The organism is Methylobacterium haplocladii, from assembly GCF_007992175.1.
Classification (GTDB): domain Bacteria; phylum Pseudomonadota; class Alphaproteobacteria; order Rhizobiales; family Beijerinckiaceae; genus Methylobacterium; species Methylobacterium haplocladii.
The window spans coordinates 49,125-64,677 of the sequence record NZ_BJZT01000008.1; the positions used below are offsets into that span (position 1 = coordinate 49,125).

21 protein-coding genes are annotated in these 15,553 nt (G+C 66.3%); 10 read left to right on the forward strand and 11 right to left on the reverse strand.

Annotation, left to right across the window (positions count from 1 at the left end; genetic code table 11):
• Positions 1-48 precede the first annotated feature (48 nt).
• From MHA02_RS22945 to MHA02_RS05055, 4 genes are all read right to left on the reverse strand, one after another.
• A complete protein-coding gene (locus tag MHA02_RS22945) occupies positions 49-300 on the reverse strand; it encodes a DUF6894 family protein (RefSeq protein WP_147077197.1) in 252 nt (83 codons plus the stop codon).
• Between the two features lie 279 nt (positions 301-579).
• The gene (locus MHA02_RS05045; RefSeq protein ID WP_147077198.1) at positions 580-1,347 is read right to left on the reverse strand and encodes a Bax inhibitor-1/YccA family protein; all 768 of its coding nucleotides are present in this window, start codon (positions 1,345-1,347) and stop codon (positions 580-582) included.
• 260 nt (positions 1,348-1,607) lie between these two features.
• Positions 1,608-4,184, reverse strand: a complete 2,577-nt coding sequence (locus MHA02_RS05050; RefSeq protein WP_147077201.1) for an ABC transporter permease — start codon at positions 4,182-4,184, stop codon at positions 1,608-1,610.
• 113 nt (positions 4,185-4,297) lie between these two features.
• The gene (locus MHA02_RS05055) at positions 4,298-4,981 is read right to left on the reverse strand and encodes an ABC transporter ATP-binding protein (RefSeq protein WP_147077203.1); all 684 of its coding nucleotides are present in this window, start codon (positions 4,979-4,981) and stop codon (positions 4,298-4,300) included.
• 183 nt (positions 4,982-5,164) lie between these two features.
• Between MHA02_RS05055 and MHA02_RS05060 the strand changes: the two genes are divergently transcribed.
• Both MHA02_RS05060 and thpR read left to right on the forward strand, forming a co-directional pair.
• The gene (locus MHA02_RS05060) at positions 5,165-5,791 is read left to right on the forward strand and encodes an arylesterase (protein WP_147077377.1); all 627 of its coding nucleotides are present in this window, start codon (positions 5,165-5,167) and stop codon (positions 5,789-5,791) included.
• A complete protein-coding gene (gene thpR, locus MHA02_RS05065) occupies positions 5,792-6,343 on the forward strand; it encodes an RNA 2',3'-cyclic phosphodiesterase (RefSeq protein ID WP_147077205.1) in 552 nt (183 codons plus the stop codon).
• A gap of 58 nt (positions 6,344-6,401) precedes the next feature.
• On the opposite strand, the gene MHA02_RS05070 is transcribed toward thpR, so the two are convergent.
• A complete protein-coding gene (locus MHA02_RS05070; RefSeq protein WP_238180306.1) occupies positions 6,402-6,773 on the reverse strand; it encodes a hypothetical protein in 372 nt (123 codons plus the stop codon).
• Positions 6,774-7,338: 565 nt separating this feature from the next.
• On the opposite strand from MHA02_RS05070, the gene MHA02_RS05075 reads away from it, so the two are divergent.
• Positions 7,339-8,853, forward strand: a complete 1,515-nt coding sequence (locus MHA02_RS05075) for an alginate export family protein (protein WP_147077207.1) — start codon at positions 7,339-7,341, stop codon at positions 8,851-8,853.
• A gap of 114 nt (positions 8,854-8,967) precedes the next feature.
• On the opposite strand, the gene hisS is transcribed toward MHA02_RS05075, so the two are convergent.
• Both hisS and MHA02_RS22015 read right to left on the reverse strand, forming a co-directional pair.
• Entirely contained in the window at positions 8,968-10,476 is a 1,509-nt protein-coding gene (gene hisS / locus MHA02_RS05080) for a histidine--tRNA ligase (protein ID WP_147077209.1), read from the reverse strand.
• A 101-nt stretch (positions 10,477-10,577) separates the two neighbouring features.
• Positions 10,578-10,730 (reverse strand): hypothetical protein, encoded by a 153-nt coding sequence (locus MHA02_RS22015; RefSeq protein ID WP_170249028.1) that lies wholly within the window; start codon positions 10,728-10,730, stop codon positions 10,578-10,580.
• An 84-nt stretch (positions 10,731-10,814) separates the two neighbouring features.
• On the opposite strand from MHA02_RS22015, the gene MHA02_RS05085 reads away from it, so the two are divergent.
• The 6 genes from MHA02_RS05085 to MHA02_RS05110 all read left to right on the forward strand — a co-directional run bounded on the left by MHA02_RS05085 (position 10,815) and on the right by MHA02_RS05110 (position 13,186).
• On the forward strand, positions 10,815-11,129 hold the full coding sequence (locus MHA02_RS05085) for a hypothetical protein (protein WP_170249030.1): 315 nt from the start codon (positions 10,815-10,817) through the stop codon (positions 11,127-11,129).
• Positions 11,126-11,545, forward strand: a complete 420-nt coding sequence (locus tag MHA02_RS05090) for a hypothetical protein (RefSeq protein WP_147077213.1) — start codon at positions 11,126-11,128, stop codon at positions 11,543-11,545. The genes MHA02_RS05085 and MHA02_RS05090 overlap by 4 nt, the downstream gene beginning before the upstream one ends.
• 65 nt (positions 11,546-11,610) lie before the next feature.
• Positions 11,611-11,874, forward strand: coding sequence for a hypothetical protein (locus tag MHA02_RS05095; protein WP_147077215.1), 264 nt, complete (start codon positions 11,611-11,613; stop codon positions 11,872-11,874).
• 131 nt (positions 11,875-12,005) lie between these two features.
• Positions 12,006-12,332 carry a DUF2934 domain-containing protein gene (locus tag MHA02_RS05100; protein WP_147077217.1) on the forward strand — a complete coding sequence of 109 codons (327 nt, stop codon included), beginning with the start codon at positions 12,006-12,008 and terminating at the stop codon, positions 12,330-12,332.
• A 193-nt stretch (positions 12,333-12,525) separates the two neighbouring features.
• Positions 12,526-12,810 (forward strand): hypothetical protein, encoded by a 285-nt coding sequence (locus tag MHA02_RS22605; RefSeq protein ID WP_147077219.1) that lies wholly within the window; start codon positions 12,526-12,528, stop codon positions 12,808-12,810.
• Positions 12,811-12,985: 175 nt separating this feature from the next.
• On the forward strand, positions 12,986-13,186 hold the full coding sequence (locus tag MHA02_RS05110) for a hypothetical protein (RefSeq protein WP_147077221.1): 201 nt from the start codon (positions 12,986-12,988) through the stop codon (positions 13,184-13,186).
• A gap of 26 nt (positions 13,187-13,212) precedes the next feature.
• Here the strand turns inward: MHA02_RS05110 and MHA02_RS05115 are convergent, their stop codons facing one another.
• The 4 genes from MHA02_RS05115 to MHA02_RS05130 form a co-directional block, all read right to left on the reverse strand.
• Complete coding sequence (locus MHA02_RS05115; RefSeq protein WP_244612400.1) at positions 13,213-13,542, reverse strand: hypothetical protein; 330 nt, start codon at positions 13,540-13,542, stop codon at positions 13,213-13,215.
• A 122-nt stretch (positions 13,543-13,664) separates the two neighbouring features.
• Positions 13,665-13,946, reverse strand: a complete 282-nt coding sequence (locus tag MHA02_RS05120) for a hypothetical protein (RefSeq protein WP_170249032.1) — start codon at positions 13,944-13,946, stop codon at positions 13,665-13,667.
• Positions 13,947-14,072: 126 nt separating this feature from the next.
• Positions 14,073-14,507: a hypothetical protein gene (locus MHA02_RS22370; protein WP_174804649.1), complete on the reverse strand. Its 435-nt coding sequence runs from the start codon at positions 14,505-14,507 to the stop codon at positions 14,073-14,075.
• A 68-nt stretch (positions 14,508-14,575) separates the two neighbouring features.
• Positions 14,576-15,079, reverse strand: a complete 504-nt coding sequence (locus MHA02_RS05130) for a peptide deformylase (protein WP_147077225.1) — start codon at positions 15,077-15,079, stop codon at positions 14,576-14,578.
• A 208-nt stretch (positions 15,080-15,287) separates the two neighbouring features.
• On the opposite strand from MHA02_RS05130, the gene MHA02_RS05135 reads away from it, so the two are divergent.
• Positions 15,288-15,527, forward strand: coding sequence for a hypothetical protein (locus MHA02_RS05135; RefSeq protein ID WP_147077227.1), 240 nt, complete (start codon positions 15,288-15,290; stop codon positions 15,525-15,527).
• Positions 15,528-15,553 lie beyond the last annotated feature (26 nt).

Here is a 15,553-nt window from a genome sequence, read left to right on the forward strand (position 1 = left end):
CAAATCCGACGCCGAAGTTCGACCCATCCAAGCCTCCAGAACCAAGCTTCAAGCTAGCCTTCGTGGGACGGCGGCCGACTCGGCAATGCTGAAGTCGATCCGGTATAACACGAGGCTGGTGGCGTCCGTCACCTCGAGCCGCCACTCGTTGCCCAGGCTCGTTCGACGGCCTTCGTCCTTCATGAGCTCCCCGGCAACCGTCAGCGCCATAGCGCGCGCGGCCTCATGATCGGCTAATTCGGTCCCGTCGTGATCACGTGCCGTAATCCCGTCATATACGTGGAAATGGAAACGAGGCATTCGCCGCTCGGATTTCGATGGGCGAGAGCCAAAGGCCTCAGCCGCCGACGCCCCCAACTTACCGGCCGGCGATGTGCATCAATCAGGTCGCGGAGCGGCGGTTCCTGTGTGCTTCTCGACAAAGCGTCGCGCGCATCCGTCGTCGCCTCTTTAGGCCGTTCGAGACGACACGGGAGACGCGACTCACGAGCGCTGGTCCGGCTCATGCTGACCGGCAAAAACAAAAAAACCCCGGCATCGCTGCCGGGGCTGTGGTTCGTTCCGGATCGCTTCGCCGGATCAGCGACGGTCGCCGAGGAGCGAGAGCAGGAACTGGAACATGTTGATGAAGTCCAGGTACAGCGTCAGGGCGCCGTTGACGGACATCTTCGCCGCGCCTTCGGAATCCGCGCCGCTGTAGAGGTACATCTCCTTCAGCTTCTGCGTGTCGTAGGCTGTGAGGCCTGCGAAGATCAGAACGCCGAGCACCGAGATGGCGAACTGCAGGGCCGAGGAGGCCAGGAACAGGTTCACCACCGAGGCGATGATGATGCCGATCAGGCCCATCATCAGGAACGAGCCCATGCCCGACAGGCTGCGCTTCGTGGTGTAGCCGTAGAGGCTGATGCCCGCGAAGGTGGCCGAGGTGATGAAGAACACCCTCACGACGCTGGCGCCCGTGAACACGAGCATCAAGGTCGACATCGAGGCGCCCATCACCGCCGCGAACGCCCAGAACATCGTTCGCGCAGAGGAGGCCGACATCTTGTCCATCCGGAAGGAGAAGACGAAGATGAACGCCAGCGGCGCGAACATCAGCACCCACTTGAAGGGGCTGGTGTAGAGGAACTGGCCGAACGGGGTCAGCAGCGGCTTCGAGCCCTGATAGCTCGCAACGGCGGCCATGTTGATGGCGAGGGCCACGAGACCGGAGATCCCGAGGCCAACGACCATGTTGTTGTAGACCCCGAGCATGAAGCTCCGCAGGCCCTGGTCGACTTCGACTTGGGGCGCCGCGTAGCCCTGGGGCTGGGCGCCCTGGCGGAACGGACTATTTTCGAATGCCATGAAAGTTTCCTTTGGAAGCCTTCTCAGCGTGGGTTGAACGGCCGCACGCGATACCTGTGGCCCCTTAGAGGAGGCCTCAAGCCGAAATATGTTCCGTCACCGCGTCATAAACAAGAGCCCCGTCGAGCTTGCCCGCGCGAAATCGAGCTACGTTTCAGACCGAGATTTCATCCGAAGCGATGACGTTAAAACTTCCTTTTTCGGCTAGGCGAACAAGCTTTCGTCCCGCCTTCCCTGACTTTGGCGAGGCGCCGTCCGCGTCAGAACTGGCGTAGGTACAGTGCCGGCTTCTGACCGAGGATGCGCCACGTGCCGGCAAGTCCGATCGCGACAGACAGCAGAACGGCGCTCCCGGCGGCGATCGATGCGCCCCCGAGGTCGAGGCCGAATTCCAGCCGCATGACCTTGGTGACGATGGTCCAGCCGGCGAGCGTACCGGCAAGCAGACCGAACAGAGCCGCAGCGAGGCCGAGCGCGCCGTACTCGATCCCATAGGCGATCATCAGCCGGCGGCGGCTGGCGCCGAGCACCTTCAGCACCACGGCATCGTAGAGCCGCGCCCGATGCCCGGCTGCGATGGCGCCGGCCAGCACGAACAGGCTCGCCAGCACCGCCACCACGCTGGCGCCGCGGATTGCCAGGGTGAGCTTGCGGACGAGCCGGTCGATCGTCTCCAGCGCGTCTTTCACCCGCACGCTGGTCACCGAGGGGAACGCCTTGGCGACGTCGCGTAAGACCGTCGCTTCGAGCGCCGGATCGGGGCCGCTCGGCAGGGTCAGCGTAGCGAGGTCCGAATGCGGCGCTCCGCGGAAGGTGCCGGGCGAAAACACCATCACGAAGTTGATGCCGAGCGAGCGCCATTCGACCTTGCGGAAGTTCGCGATGGTCGTGGTGAGCGTCCGGCCGAGCACGTTGACGGTGACCGTGCTGCCGATCTTCAGGCCGAGCGCCTTGCCGAGATCCGCCTCGAAGGAGAGCTTTGGTGTTCGGCCCTCTTCCTCGGTCCACCATTGGCCGTCGGTCAGCTTGGAGCCATCGGGGAGCGCGTCGGCGGTGGTAATGCCACGGTCGCCGTCGAGCACCCAGGCTGCGTCCTCCGGCGGCTTGATCTGCTCGACCGGCACGCCGTCGAGCGCGGTGATCCGCCCGCGCAGCATCGGCACCCGCTCGACCTTGGCCTCCGGCGCCTTGCTCTGAAGAAAGCCGGTGAAGGCATCGGCATCGCGCGAGGGCACGTCGAGGAAGAACAGGTTCGGCGCCTTGCCCGGTAGGGTGTTGGTGAGCGCGCGCGTGATGTTGGCGTCGATGACGCTGAGCGTCACCAGTAGCGTCACCCCGAGCCCCAACGACAGGATGATCGCCGGCGTCAGGGCGCCTGGCCGGTGGAGGTTGGCCAGCGCCATGCGCGGGCCGGCCGCGCGCGGATGCGGCAAGCGCCGCGCCAGGGCCATCAGCCCGATCGCGACGAGCCGCAACAATCCGAAGGCCAGCGCCGCCGCCGCCATGAAAATCAGCGCCACACGCCGGTCGAAAGCCGTGGCCAGCGCAAGACCGGCCAGCGCCAGCAGCGTCGCTGCCAGGATCGCCTTGTAGCGCAGCCGCGTCCGCTGTGCCGACGGATCGACGGTGTCGCGAAACAGGCCCGAGACCGGGATGTCGTGGGCACGGCCCAGCGGCAGGATGGCGAAGGCGAGCGCCGTCAGGAAGCCATACGCGGCGGACATGGCGAGTTCGCCCGGGGCGAGCGTCGGCTCCAGCGGCAGCGGCAGCTGGTCGCGGAACAGCCCATCGACGAGAAACGGCATTGCCGCGCCGACGGTCAGCCCGATCGCGATGCTGAAGGCGGCGATGAGCATCACCTGCGTCAGGTAGAGCACGACGACCTGCGAGCCCGGCGCGCCGACGCTCTTCAGCGTCGCGATCGAGCCGCGCTTGCGCTCGACGAAGGCGCTGACCGCGTTGGCCACGCCGACGCCGCCGACGATCAGGGCGGTCAGGCCGACGAGTGTCAGGAACTGCGTGAAGCGCTCGACGCTCTTGGCGAAGCGCGGATCGGCGTTGAGCCGCGAGCGCACCTCCCAACCGGCATCCGGCAACGCCTTGCCGATGGCATGGCTCGCGGCTTCCAACTCGGCATCGGTCGCTGCCGGAAGCTGTAGCCGGTAGCTCCAGCGATTGAGGCTGCCCGGCTCGCCGAGGCCGGTGGCCCGCAACGCGTCCATCGAGACGATCAGGCGCGGGCCGAAGCCGATCCCGGCGGAAATCGTATCGGGTTCGGTGACCAGCGCGGCACAAATCTCCAGCGGCTTGCCGGCCACGGTGATGCGATCGCCGACCTTAAGGCCGAGCCGGGTAAGCAGGACGGGATCGGCGACGGCGCCGAACGCGCCGTCCCGCGTCGCGAGCAGATCGGCCACGGGCGCCGTCGGATCGGTGGCGAGGCTGCCGACGGCCGGATAGCTGGCATCGACCGCTTTCAGCTCGACGAGGGCCGCAGTGCCATCGGTCGCCACAGCCATCGCCCGCATCGTCGCGACGACGGAGACGCGGCCTTGTGCGTCGAGGATCGCGGTCTCGGCGAGCGTCGCCTCGCGATTGATCAGGCTGTAGGTGAGATCGCCGCCGAGGATGCGCCGGCCTTCGCGTCCGAGTCCGTCGCTGAGCGATCGCGAGATCGAGGTCACGCCGGCGATCGCCGCGACGCCGATGGCGATGCAGGCGATGAACACGGTGAAGCCCGACAGGCCGCCGCGGAGTTCGCGTCGGGCAAGGCGCAGGGTGAGGGGCAGGCCGAATGGCCGGCGGCCGGAACGCGCTGAGGGGAGGGTGCCGTGCATGGGCGGTTACTGCAGCCCCATCCTGAGCGATCGAGGCGCTCCGATCCCACCGACGCGCTCATCCCGAAGTGCCGCGCCAGAATGCGGGCGCTGGCTGGGAAGGACGTCCGCTCTCACGCTGCCACCGGATCCTCGACCCGGCCTGCGCGCAGCCGCACGGTGCGGTCGCAGAGGCGCGCGAGGCCGGGATCGTGTGTCACCAGGACCAGCGTCGCGCCGCGCTCGCGCTTCAGCGTGAACAGCAGGTCGACGATACCGCGGCCGGTCGCCTCGTCGAGATTGCCGGTGGGCTCGTCGGCCACCAGGATCGCCGGGTTCGGCGCGAGCGCACGGGCGACGGCGACGCGCTGCTGCTCACCGCCGGAAAGCTGAGCGGGGTAGTGATGCAGCCGGTGGCCGAGACCGACCGCGTCGAGTTCGGCCGCGGCGCGCGCCAGGGCGTCTGGCACGTCGGCGAGTTCGAGGGGCAGCGCCACGTTTTCGAGCGCCGTCATGGTCGGCACGAGGTGGAACGCCTGAAAGACGATGCCGATGCTGCGGCCGCGGAAGCGCGCCAGCGCATCCTCGTCGAGGCCGCCGAGATCGGTGCCGGCGACCGCGATACGCCCGGAATCCGGACGCTCCAGCCCGGCCATGACCATCAGCAGGGTCGACTTGCCGGACCCCGAAGGCCCGACCAGTCCCACCGCCTCTCCCTTCGCCACGTCCAGAGAGATGCCGCGGAGCACGTGGACGCGCGAGGGGCCGCGTCCGAGGCTGAGATCGATGTCGGAAAGGGCGACGGCCTTGTCGCTCACGGGCTGCCGACCGATCTGTGCGCGGATGGGAAAGTCGTCATCGCGGAAAGGTGTGGTCCCGTGCGGGTTGAAGCGAAGATCGTCAGGCGCCTTGTGTCACGCATCCGGAACGCGGGCGAGACTTCGATCCCGCAATGTCGCGACCATGTGGGGTGGCGCCCCGGGCGCCGCATGGCCACGCTGATGCTCCTCTTTGCCGCAGCCGCAATCGCGGTTCCTCTCGGTACCGCCCGGGCCGGCCGCCCGCTCAAGCTCGTCGCCCTGGGGGACAGCCTCACCGCCGGCTACATGCTGCCGGCCGAGTCCGCGTTTCCGGCGGTGCTGGAGAAAGCGCTGAAGGCCAAGGGCTACGACGTCACCGTCGGCAACGCCGGCGTCTCGGGCGACACCACCACCGGCGGGCTCGATCGCCTCGACTGGTCGGTGCCGGATGGCACCGACGGCGTCATCCTCGAACTCGGCGCGAACGACATGCTGCGCGGCACCGATCCGACCGTCCCCCGCACGGCCCTCGACACGATCGTCGCCCGGCTCAAGGCGCGCGGCATTCCCGTGCTGCTCACCGGCATGCGTGCCTCCACCAATCTCGGGCCGGACTACGTCGCCAAGTTCGATGGCATCTATCCCGATCTCGCCGCCCGCTACGGGCTGGTTCTGTACCCGTTCTTCCTAAGCGGCGTCGCAGGCGATCCCGCTCTCGCTCTGCCGGACAGGCTGCATCCGAATGCGAAGGGCGTCGCGCGGATCGTCGAGGGCATCCTGCGATCGGTCGAGACCTTCCTGGCGCGTCTCCAGCCGAGCGGGCGCTGAATGCCGCGCCTGTTTACGGGATTGGAGATCCCCGAAGCCGTAACGCAGCAGCTCGCGCTCTTTCGCGGCGGCTTGCCCGGAGCGCGCTGGGTCGACCCCACGGACCTCCATATCACCCTGCGCTTCCTCGGCGATATCGACACGGACACGGCGAACGAGGTTCATGCGCTGCTCGAAGAGGCGCGGCCACGCGCCCCCCTGGCGATCGACCTCGACGGCCTGGCGATCTTCGGCGGCACCAAGCCGCGTGCCGTCTATGCCGCCGTCGCCGCCAACGCCGAACTCGCCGACCTTCAGGCCGAGCACGAGCGCATCGCCCGTCATGCGGGGCTCGAACCCGAACCGCGAAAATTCACGCCGCACGTGACTCTGGCGCGCCTCAATCGCAGCACGGGCGCCGAGGCGGTCGCCCATTACCTGTCCCAGACCGGGGGTTTTTCGCGCATTGGATTTATCGCGAGCCGCGTCGCGCTTTTCTCGGCACGGGCCTCTCGCGGCGGTGGACCCTACGTGGTCGAGACGGCCTATCCGTTCGTTCTCGGCGCAGGATGAGCCGACGCAAAACGGGCCGGAGCCAAGCACGTCTGTATCCGTCGATGGCTGCGACAGCTCAAGGGCAGTAGCGCAGCGGCCGTCCGAACGGGTCGTCGCGGCCCAGGCCGGGACGGAAGCCGTAATAGCTCGGTTTCCCAAGGCCGTATTCCGAGCCGACATAGCTGGGATCGTCCGGTGCGTCTGTCGGGACCGGGACACGCCAGGGCGCACAGCCGGCAAGCCGTCGTCGGGCCGGACGCGGCGCAAGCCCCGAGGCGTCGACCTCGCCCTCGCCGCGCGGAAAGTAGCGGGGCGCCGGTGCGACCAGAGCCTCGTCGACCAGTTCCGGAAAATCGGCGGCCCGTACCGTCGCGGTGAAGCCGAGCGCTATGCCGAGCGTCGAGAGCAGCAGGGAGCGGCCGGCTACCCTCCATCGTACTGCGTGCATCGTCGACCTCGCGCCTGAGGATGTACCCTGTCACCGCATGGTGAACGAGACGTTAGCGGCCTTGTCGCCGCTCAACGGGCGCGTTGCCGAAGCGCAACACCATCCTGCGGTCCTATGAGGCTGCGGATGAAGACGCTTCGTGCCGCGTTCATCCCAATAGAGACGACAGACCGATACGTCACCGGCGAAGGAATCATCCGTGTCCAACCAATAAAATCAAGGTAATCTGTGATTTCACTGGTCTATGTGATAGATATATCCATTCAAATTGAAAATACTTCCGAAAATATCGTTCTATGAAATTAGATTTCATATGTAGAGCTATAAAAGAAATATCATTTTTATCCGATAAGATTTGAAATATAAGATTGAAAAACGGATTCGATTGCCAAATAATAGTAAGCTCCATGCATAAATATCGTTCTTTTCCGGTTACTCAAGAAGAACGGAAGCAACACGATGGCGTTCTGGCTGAAGGTACGTGGTGATGACTCTAGACAACGATACCGGCAGGACCGAACGGGGCCGCCGAGCGGCGCCTCATCTTGGGGCCGGCCATGATCATATGGCCGCTATCACCGCGCAGGCAGGAGCCTGTGCTTGGAGCAGAGCCGCCACGCGTCTCACCGTGTGCGCCGCCCTTTTCGGGGCGGTCATCCCGGCCGTCGCCTTCGCTCAGGCCGCATCCGGTCAGGGCGCTCCCGCGAAACCCGCGTCCACCCAGGTGGCGCCCGGCCAGCAGTTGAAGCAGACCCCGTACTTCGCGCTCTACGAGGCACTCGGCAAACCCGATGGCTGGAAGATCTCCGGTACGATCCGGCCACGATACGACGGGCTCGGCGGCCAGTTCCGGCCTTCGCCCTCGCCTGCGACCAACGACCTGTTTTCGATGCAGATGACGCTGTTCGCTGAGTACGACACCGGTCCGGTCAGGATCGGCGGCGAGATCTTCGACAGCCGCGCCTACTTCCAGCGCCGGAACTCGAACTCCATCGCCACCACCGAGGTGAATGCGCTCGAACTCGGACAGGCCTATCTCGGCTTCGACCTCGAAGACGCGGTCGGCGCCGGCACCGTGAGCACGCTGACGGTCGGGCGCTTCACGCAGAACATCGGCTCGCGGCGTCTCATCGCCCGCAACCAGTTCCGCAACACGATCAATGCCTTCACCGGCATTGCCTACGACTTTCAGAATGCGGAGAAGGATAAGCTGCGCCTGTTCTACACCCTGCCGCATTACCGCCTGCCCGACGACCGCGCCGGCATCCTGAGCAACAGCGTCGAATGGGACCACGAAGGCTTCGACGCGCAGCTCTTCGGCGGCATCTTCACCAAGGCGAACGTGCTCGGCGGGATCCTAGAGGCCTACGGCTACGGCTTCCTCGAACGTGACGACGGCACGCAGCTCGAAGGCATCCAGACCCGCGATCGGCGCCTGTTCACCCCGGGTTTCCGGCTCTTTCGGGCGCCGAAGGCCGGCCAGTTCGACCATGAGCTCGAGGCGATCTATCAGACCGGCATCGCCCGCAACACGACTGCGGTCACGGACGTTACGGACGTGCCGGTCTCGGCCTATTTCGTCCATGCCGAGGCCGGCTACACCTTCGACGTGCCGTGGGTGCCGCGCCTCTCGCTGCACTACGACCATGCCAGCGGCGACGGCCGCAGCGACGGGAGCTACAACCGGTTCGATACGCTCTTCGGCGCACGGCGCTTCGACTACGGCCCGACGAGCCTCTACGGCGCCGTGCAGCGCGCCAACCTGATCTCGCCGAGCGTCCGCCTGGAGATCTCGCCGAATGCGGACTGGGATTTCTACGTCGACTATCGCGGCCTCTGGCTGGAGGACCCGACAGACAGCTTCGCCTCCACCGGCGTCCGCGACCGCACCGGCCAATCCGGCCGCTTCGCCGGCCAGCAGATCGAGACCCGCGCCCGTCACTGGCTCGTGCCGCGCTCGGTGCTGGTCGATGCCGGCGTCGCCTACCTGATCAAGGGCAGCTTCTTGGAGAACGCGCCGAACGCCCCAAGGACCGGCGATACGATCTACGGGTACCTGACCACGACGTTCTTTTTCTGATCGGCGGCGTCGAACCGTGTCCGTACGATCGGTTCGGATGGTGTGCATGCCCAATCCCCGCACGCTGGGAGAGGGGGGAACGCGCACCGCCGTGGCGGTCGATCATAGGCCGCCTCAGCCGTAATGGCGGGCCAGGATCTCGCGGACCCGTTCGACCATCTCGGCGACCGGGACCGAGACCTGAGCCGGACGGGCGGCCTTCCACTCGGCGTTGCTGCCGATGTTCTGTGCGGCCTTGGCGCCCTCGATGAGATCCTTGATCTGGATCTCGCCGGCCTCACGCTCGTTCGAGCCTTGGATCAGCGCGATTGGTGAACGGCGGCGGTCGGCATACTTCATCTGCGCCTTCATCCCGGACGAGCCGAGATAGAGCTCGGCCCGGATGCCGGCGTTGCGCAGAGCAGCGACGTGGGCCTGGTACTCGGCGATGTTTTCGCGGTCGAGCACGAGCACCACGACCGGGCCGGGCTTCGCGGTGCCTTCGAGCAGCGGGCTTTTCACGAGCTGCAGCGCCGAAAACAACCGCGAGACGCCGATGGAAAAGCCGGTGGCCGGTACTGGCTCGGAGCGGAAGCGTCCGACGAGGCCGTCATACCGTCCGCCTCCTGCGACGGAGCCGAAGCGCACGGTCTGCCCGTCCTCGTTCTGCACGGGGAAGGTGAGCTCGGCCTCGTAGACGGGGCCGGTGTAATACTCGAGGCCGCGCACCACCGAGGCGTCGGCGCGGACGCGGTCGTGGCCGTAGCCGGCGGCATTGCAGAGCCGCATGATCGCATGTAGCTCGGCGATGCCCTCGCGTCCGGTCTCGGACTCGCCAACGACGTCCTGCCAGGTCCCGAACAACTTCTCCCAGAACGCCATGCGGTCGCCGCCCTCGTTCGGCGACGCCTCGAACGAGACGTAGGCCAGGATGCGCTCGATGGCGTCGGCTTCGAGCGCCGCGCCTTTCGTGAAGTCGCCGCTCTCGTCCTTGCGGCCCGCTCCGAGTAGTTGCCGCACGCCATCGGCACCGAGCCGGTCCAGCTTGTCGATGGCGCGTAGCACCGTGAGGCGCTGGCCCGCCTTGCCGGAACCGGCGAGCCCACAGGCTTCCATGACGCCGTCGAGCACCTTCCGGTTGTTGACCTTCACCACGTATTGGCCGGCCAGCCCGAGCTTATCGAGCGTGTCGGCCATCAGCATACAGACCTCGGCATCCGCCGCGACGCTCGCCGCACCGACGATGTCGGCGTCGAACTGCATGAACTGGCGGAAGCGGCCCGGACCCGGCTTCTCGTTGCGAAAGACGTAACCGGCCCGATAGCTGCGGTATGGCTTCGGGATCGCGTCGAAATGCTCGGCGACGTGGCGGGCTAGGGGTGCGGTGAGGTCGTAGCGCAGGCTCAGCCACTGCTCGTCGTCGTCCTGGAACGAAAACACACCCTCGTTCGGCCGGTCGAGATCGGGCAGGAATTTACCCAGCGCCTCGGTGTACTCGATGAACGGCGTCTCCAGCGCCTCGAAGCCGTAGAGCTCGAACGCCTGCTTGATCGTCTCCAGCATCCGGTGCTGGGCCACGATCTCGGATTCGCTTCGGTCGAGAAAGCCGCGGGGCAGCCGCGCCTTGGGGGTGTCGCCCGTCATGAGGGTGTCGATCGTTCTGGAGGCAGGACTTGAGCCCCCGGCTCTATCGCAGGGGCCCGTCCGGCGGCAAGCGAACGCGGGTCAGCCCTTCGAAGGCCCCATCATCGCCGCATCGCGATGATCATCAGTCCGGAATAGGCGAGGGCGGCTGCCATGAGCGACAGGGGCGCGAGGCCGAGGAGCATGATGTCCATGCCGGCCATGAACGACATCGGCGCCGGTGGGGTCGAGCCGACGCGCGGTCGCTGCGTCATCGCTGCCGACGGCGCAGGGTTAATCGGCGCTTAACCATGGCCTCCGATCCTCTCACTCTTCGGACACGACAGCGGGGGCTTTGCGTGAGGAAGCTCGTACTTGCCGTCCTCGCCGGTTCATGCCTGATCGCAGGGCCGGCCCGTGCCGACGACGAACCGCTTTTTCTACGCATCCGGCCAAACGACGACGTGGCCGTCGCCGCACGGGCGCGGGCCTTGCGGGAGGAGGTCTGGGCGCGTAGCGACCGTCGCGCACGCATCGCCATCGCCTCCGTCTGCACCGGATGCCTGAAGCCGCTCGCGGCCCCGAGCCCGGCCGGCGGTGCCGAGCCCGATATCGCCACGACCGGTTCGATCTCGAACCCGCCTTCCGCCCCCGCCACAGCAGGTGACCCATGACGCAGTCCCATCCGACCACCGGCGCGGAACCTGACGTCGATTGCCCCGTCTCCCTGGAGCTGCTCGGACAGGTCTACCGGGCCGACGATTACGACCTGCCCTACATACTGGAAGAGATCCCGCCCCTGCTGCGCGCCCGGCTCGCAGGCTACCTCTACAGCAAGAGCCACATGCACCAGCTCGGCCTGAAGGTCGCCCGCGCCTGCGAGCGCGACGACCTGATCCGTGCGATGGGCGAGATCGGGTCGGTCATCCACGGCCAGGCCTCGCTCAAGCCCGCCCCCGTGACCGTCGATCCGAAGGCGCCGCCGCCGGCGAAGAAGGTCAGCCTCGGCGGCGCGCAGGCGAAGCCCCCGGCCAAGAAGATCAGCCTCGGCGGTTCGGCCGCAAAAGGACGCAACTTCGACTTCGATTGAGGTCCACCAGGGAACGCTTGGGGCCAAGCGGCACTTTAACGTGCCTCATCCCTGGAGCCCTTCGTATGTTCGGACCGTGGTGGAAGCTCAGCATGGATACCGCGATGCTCGCCTTCGAATCGCAGGCTGTGATCGGCTTGCGGATGGCGAAGCTCGCGGCAGGGGGTGCAGGCGCGCAGGCCGAGATGCAGCGCATGGTCAGCGAGAAGATGTTCGCGGCCGGCGAGACCGCGATGCTGGTCGCCTCCGGCGGCTCGACCCAGAGCGTCGTCTCCGGCTATCGCCGCAAGGTTCGCGCGAACCAGCTTCGGCTGACGGGGACTCGCTGAGCAAGGTGCGTGTCGTGGATGTAACGCGCAACGGTTGTACCGTCCGCACACATGGTGCGGCGCACGCATGTTAACCCCCTCTTAACCATGGCCTCCCATCGTCCGACATGGACGGACCACAGGAGAGCTTCATGGACATGATCGAGCACCGGGTGCGTGAGCGCGCCTACTACATCTGGGAAGGCGAAGGCCGCGTCACCGGCCGGGCCGACGCCCATTGGCTACAGGCCGAGGCCGAGTTCGCCGCTGCCGGCACCGAGATCACGCCCGCTGCTGCAGCGAGTGTGTCCGAGGCCGCGACCAAGGTGCCGGGTCGCTCCAAGGCTGCTGCGCCCAAGGTTGCTGCGAAGACGTCCGCCAAGACTGCTGTGGTCAAGGCACCCAAGGCTGTCGCCGCCAAGGCACCGGCCAAGCCCCAGAAGACTGCTCGCGCCGAGGTCGGTGTCGCCCTCCACTGACGCGGACGAAACATTCCCGAGGCCCGTCGCCCGAAACCCGGGCGGCGGGCCTCGCGCGTTTTCTCCCTCTTTTCGATGGCACGATGTTTCCGGGAATCCGCCTTCCGCTTGTCCACACGATGCTCCCAGGGAACACGACGTGAGCTTGGCCGTTGATCGGCTAGTGACGGCCTGTGCGGCGAGGACGAACGCGATGCGACCCCTAATCTTGCTGCTGAGCGCCTTGGTCGTGCTGCCGGTGCCGGCCTCTGCCGCACCGTATGGGCGTGATCGGCAGGCGGCCCCGCTCCTCATCGGTCAACCGGTTGGATCCCCCGGTGGGCGGGCACCATGGAGTCGACCCTGGGAGTACGATTCCGGTAGTGGCAACGACCGCAGGCCGGAACTGCCCTACTATCAGCAGGGGCGCGGCCAGCAGACCGGTGGCCCGGCACGCAATCTTCTGCCCGACGACGGCCTGCAGCTATTCCCCCAATAGAGCCACCTTCAGTTCCGTAGCGGCGCCGAAGGTGCACTTCCCTGGATGCATGGCGGTGTTGCGCTGGCGTATCGCCCAGCTGTGGGCAGCCTGGGGATAGTCGGCAAAGCTATGGCGTGACGCGACAGAAAGCCGTACAGGGCCGCGTCGAGATACGCCCCAGCGGGACCTGATCATGCAGACGACGGCCGAGTCGAGCTCCATGCTGACGACCAACCCATTGCAGCAGCAGGTCGCCGAGGCCATGGGCAATCACTCCCTACCGATCAGCAAGCTCCTGCGGCTGATGTGGGCGATCGAGGCGGACAAGAGTCCGACCAACGAGAACCTGCGTGCGCAGCTGCGTGCCCGCATCGGTGCGCCCTTGGCGAGCTGACCGGCTATCCCGGCTCGGAGCGCGATCTAGCGCCGGCGCTGCCGTCGCTTCATGCTATGATGCGCCGGGCGGGTGGAGCGCTTCATGCAGCCGAAATAGAGCTGCTTACCGATTTCGCGCAGACCGAGGTTCAGCGGATCGGGAATCGAAAACACCCGGGCCTTGGCCTCGGCGCGACAGGCGGCGTCTTGCAGGCTGGTGATCGGAGCCTCTTCTGCCAACGCAGAACCCGCGAACGCCAGGCTCGCGAGAAACAGCATCGCACCGAGCGAACCGGATGTCCCGCTCGTGCGGGCGGCGAGGCGCGGCATCGGGATGGCTCCATCGAGATTTCGTTCCGCGAGCACGCCGCCCACGGTGCGGAACCCTGCTACGCAAGCGGCTCCGTCATCCGTCTGAACGATAGCGGGCGGCTTCGGCAAGAGGGGCGAAAGACTGAACGCCGCGTGATCAACACGGTACCGCGACCCTTCGACCCTCACGGGCGCACCCAGAGGCATGGGCCGTCCTTGAGGGTTCTGCACTCGTAGGGCGCGTCGCCGATCATGGCACGCTTCTCGACGTCGCCGATCCCATCCGGCGGGATCGCGCGACAACCGCCGAACTCGGCTGGGATCGTGTCGCCCTCCGGATCCTGGGCCATCAGGCGGCGCAGGGTCACGAGGTTGTCGCAGGCCACGATCGTCCGTGGGCCGGGCGGCGACTCGGCGGATGCGCCAGTGCAAGTGAGAACGAGGCAGGTGATCAGGAATAGCCGCAAGGCGCAACCTCCGATGGGGATACGCCTGAGCTAGGTCGACTGCCGCGTTTGCCCATGGGCGGCGCTCGAACATCCTCGCCTCCACGGCTGCACTGATCGCGATGACGGATGTGGGAGACCGCCGTGTCAGCGTTTGCTCTTGCCCTGGGACGAAGGGGACGGAGCCGGGCGGGTCGGCGCTGCAGCCGTCGTCGGAGGGGTCGCAGAGCCTGCCACGGTCCAGTGGCAGACATTGGTGCCCTGCAAGCTCAGGCATTCGTAGGCACGGCCATTCAGCGCCACGTGATCGGCGGTGCCGGTGACGGCCCTGCGATCGAGCAGGCTGCAGCCGAGGTCGGATTTCGGGTCGGTGATCACCGGGATCGCTGCGACGGCATCATCTTTCGCGTCGCGCAGGACCGTGCGCAGGTTCGCCAGCGACGCGCAGGATATGACCGGAGGAGGGGCCGCCGCGCTCGTGGAAGGCGGTGTCGTGTCGGTCGATCTCGGCTGCACTTGCGCCGAAGCCGTGAGCGGCGACGCAGCGAAGAACAGAATTGCGATCGGGAGACCGGCGTGCATCGACCCATCCGTAAGAGATCGATTGTGCATTAGCACGGCGTCGCCCGACGGATCGATATCACCCGCGGTCACGGCGTCACGCGCTTCAGCTTCGCGAAGCGCTTCAGGGCCCGCTCCCGCCGCAGCCGCGTCAGGCGCTCGATCCAGAAGATGCCGTCGAGCTGATCGATTTCATGCTGAAGGCATGCGGCGGCGAATCCCTCCGCCGCCTCTTCGTGCTCGATCCCGTCGAGATCGCGATAGCGCACACGGATCCGCTCGGCTCGCTCGATGGACTCGGTGATCCCGGGCATCGAGACGCTTCCCTCCATCTGCGGAGCCCGCTCGTCCGAGGCCTCGACGATCACGGGATTGACGTAGACGATGTGCGGCATGTCGGGCTGCAGACGGATCACCACGATCCTGACGGGCTCCCCGATATGGGGCGCCGTCAGGCCGATGGCGGAGACGGCACGCAGCGTGTCGAGCACGTCATCGGTGACCGCGCGAAGGCGCTCGTCCCAGGCCTCGACCGGGCGGGCCACGATCTTCAAGCGAGGGTCGGGAAACAAAATCAGATCGCGCGCAGTCATCTCGGAAGCCAGCCGGACACTATTGATGGTTATGGGTAACGATGAGGCGATCCGACCGTCAGTCGATCCGACAGTAAGAGGAATTTCGTGTTCGGTTCGGACCGAAGCAAATCATTTCGTGAATCAGCGCCTGGCGATTTTTGTAGGAACGATGCCGGCCCTCATGTGTTGGGGCCGATAACTGCAACATGGGAAAGGAGGTCTCATCGTGAAGACCATAAAAATTCTGCTCGCCGGCGCCGTTCTGGCTGCCACCATGGGTGCGACCGTTCCGGCTTCCGCGCAACGACTGACCATCGGCCCCGATGGGCCGGGCATCGATTTGCGTAACCGCAATCAGCGCCAGCGGGACCGCGAGTTCTCGCGCCGTGACCGCGAAGATGGCTATTACCGCCAGCAGCGCTACCGCGATCGTGACAGAGGCTATCGCCGCGACTACGATTATTGAGATTACAGGCAGCGAACAACTGTCGA

Coding starts and splice junctions, on each gene's coding strand:
- hisS (WP_147077209.1), bottom strand. CDS start 10,476: ATGACGGGCGACACCCCCAAGGCGCGGCTGCCCCGCGGCTTTCTCGAC.
- MHA02_RS05070 (WP_238180306.1), bottom strand. CDS start 6,773: ATGCACGCAGTACGATGGAGGGTAGCCGGCCGCTCCCTGCTGCTCTCG.
- MHA02_RS05045 (WP_147077198.1), bottom strand. CDS start 1,347: ATGGCATTCGAAAATAGTCCGTTCCGCCAGGGCGCCCAGCCCCAGGGC.
- MHA02_RS05090 (WP_147077213.1), top strand. CDS start 11,126: ATGACGCAGTCCCATCCGACCACCGGCGCGGAACCTGACGTCGATTGC.
- MHA02_RS05130 (WP_147077225.1), bottom strand. CDS start 15,079: ATGACTGCGCGCGATCTGATTTTGTTTCCCGACCCTCGCTTGAAGATC.
- MHA02_RS05060 (WP_147077377.1), top strand. CDS start 5,165: ATGCTCCTCTTTGCCGCAGCCGCAATCGCGGTTCCTCTCGGTACCGCC.
- MHA02_RS05110 (WP_147077221.1), top strand. CDS start 12,986: ATGCAGACGACGGCCGAGTCGAGCTCCATGCTGACGACCAACCCATTG.
- MHA02_RS05100 (WP_147077217.1), top strand. CDS start 12,006: ATGGACATGATCGAGCACCGGGTGCGTGAGCGCGCCTACTACATCTGG.
- MHA02_RS22370 (WP_174804649.1), bottom strand. CDS start 14,507: ATGCACGCCGGTCTCCCGATCGCAATTCTGTTCTTCGCTGCGTCGCCG.
- MHA02_RS05050 (WP_147077201.1), bottom strand. CDS start 4,184: ATGCACGGCACCCTCCCCTCAGCGCGTTCCGGCCGCCGGCCATTCGGC.
- thpR (WP_147077205.1), top strand. CDS start 5,792: ATGCCGCGCCTGTTTACGGGATTGGAGATCCCCGAAGCCGTAACGCAG.
- MHA02_RS22015 (WP_170249028.1), bottom strand. CDS start 10,730: ATGACGCAGCGACCGCGCGTCGGCTCGACCCCACCGGCGCCGATGTCG.
- MHA02_RS22945 (WP_147077197.1), bottom strand. CDS start 300: ATGCCTCGTTTCCATTTCCACGTATATGACGGGATTACGGCACGTGAT.
- MHA02_RS05075 (WP_147077207.1), top strand. CDS start 7,339: ATGGCCGCTATCACCGCGCAGGCAGGAGCCTGTGCTTGGAGCAGAGCC.
- MHA02_RS05095 (WP_147077215.1), top strand. CDS start 11,611: ATGTTCGGACCGTGGTGGAAGCTCAGCATGGATACCGCGATGCTCGCC.
- MHA02_RS22605 (WP_147077219.1), top strand. CDS start 12,526: ATGCGACCCCTAATCTTGCTGCTGAGCGCCTTGGTCGTGCTGCCGGTG.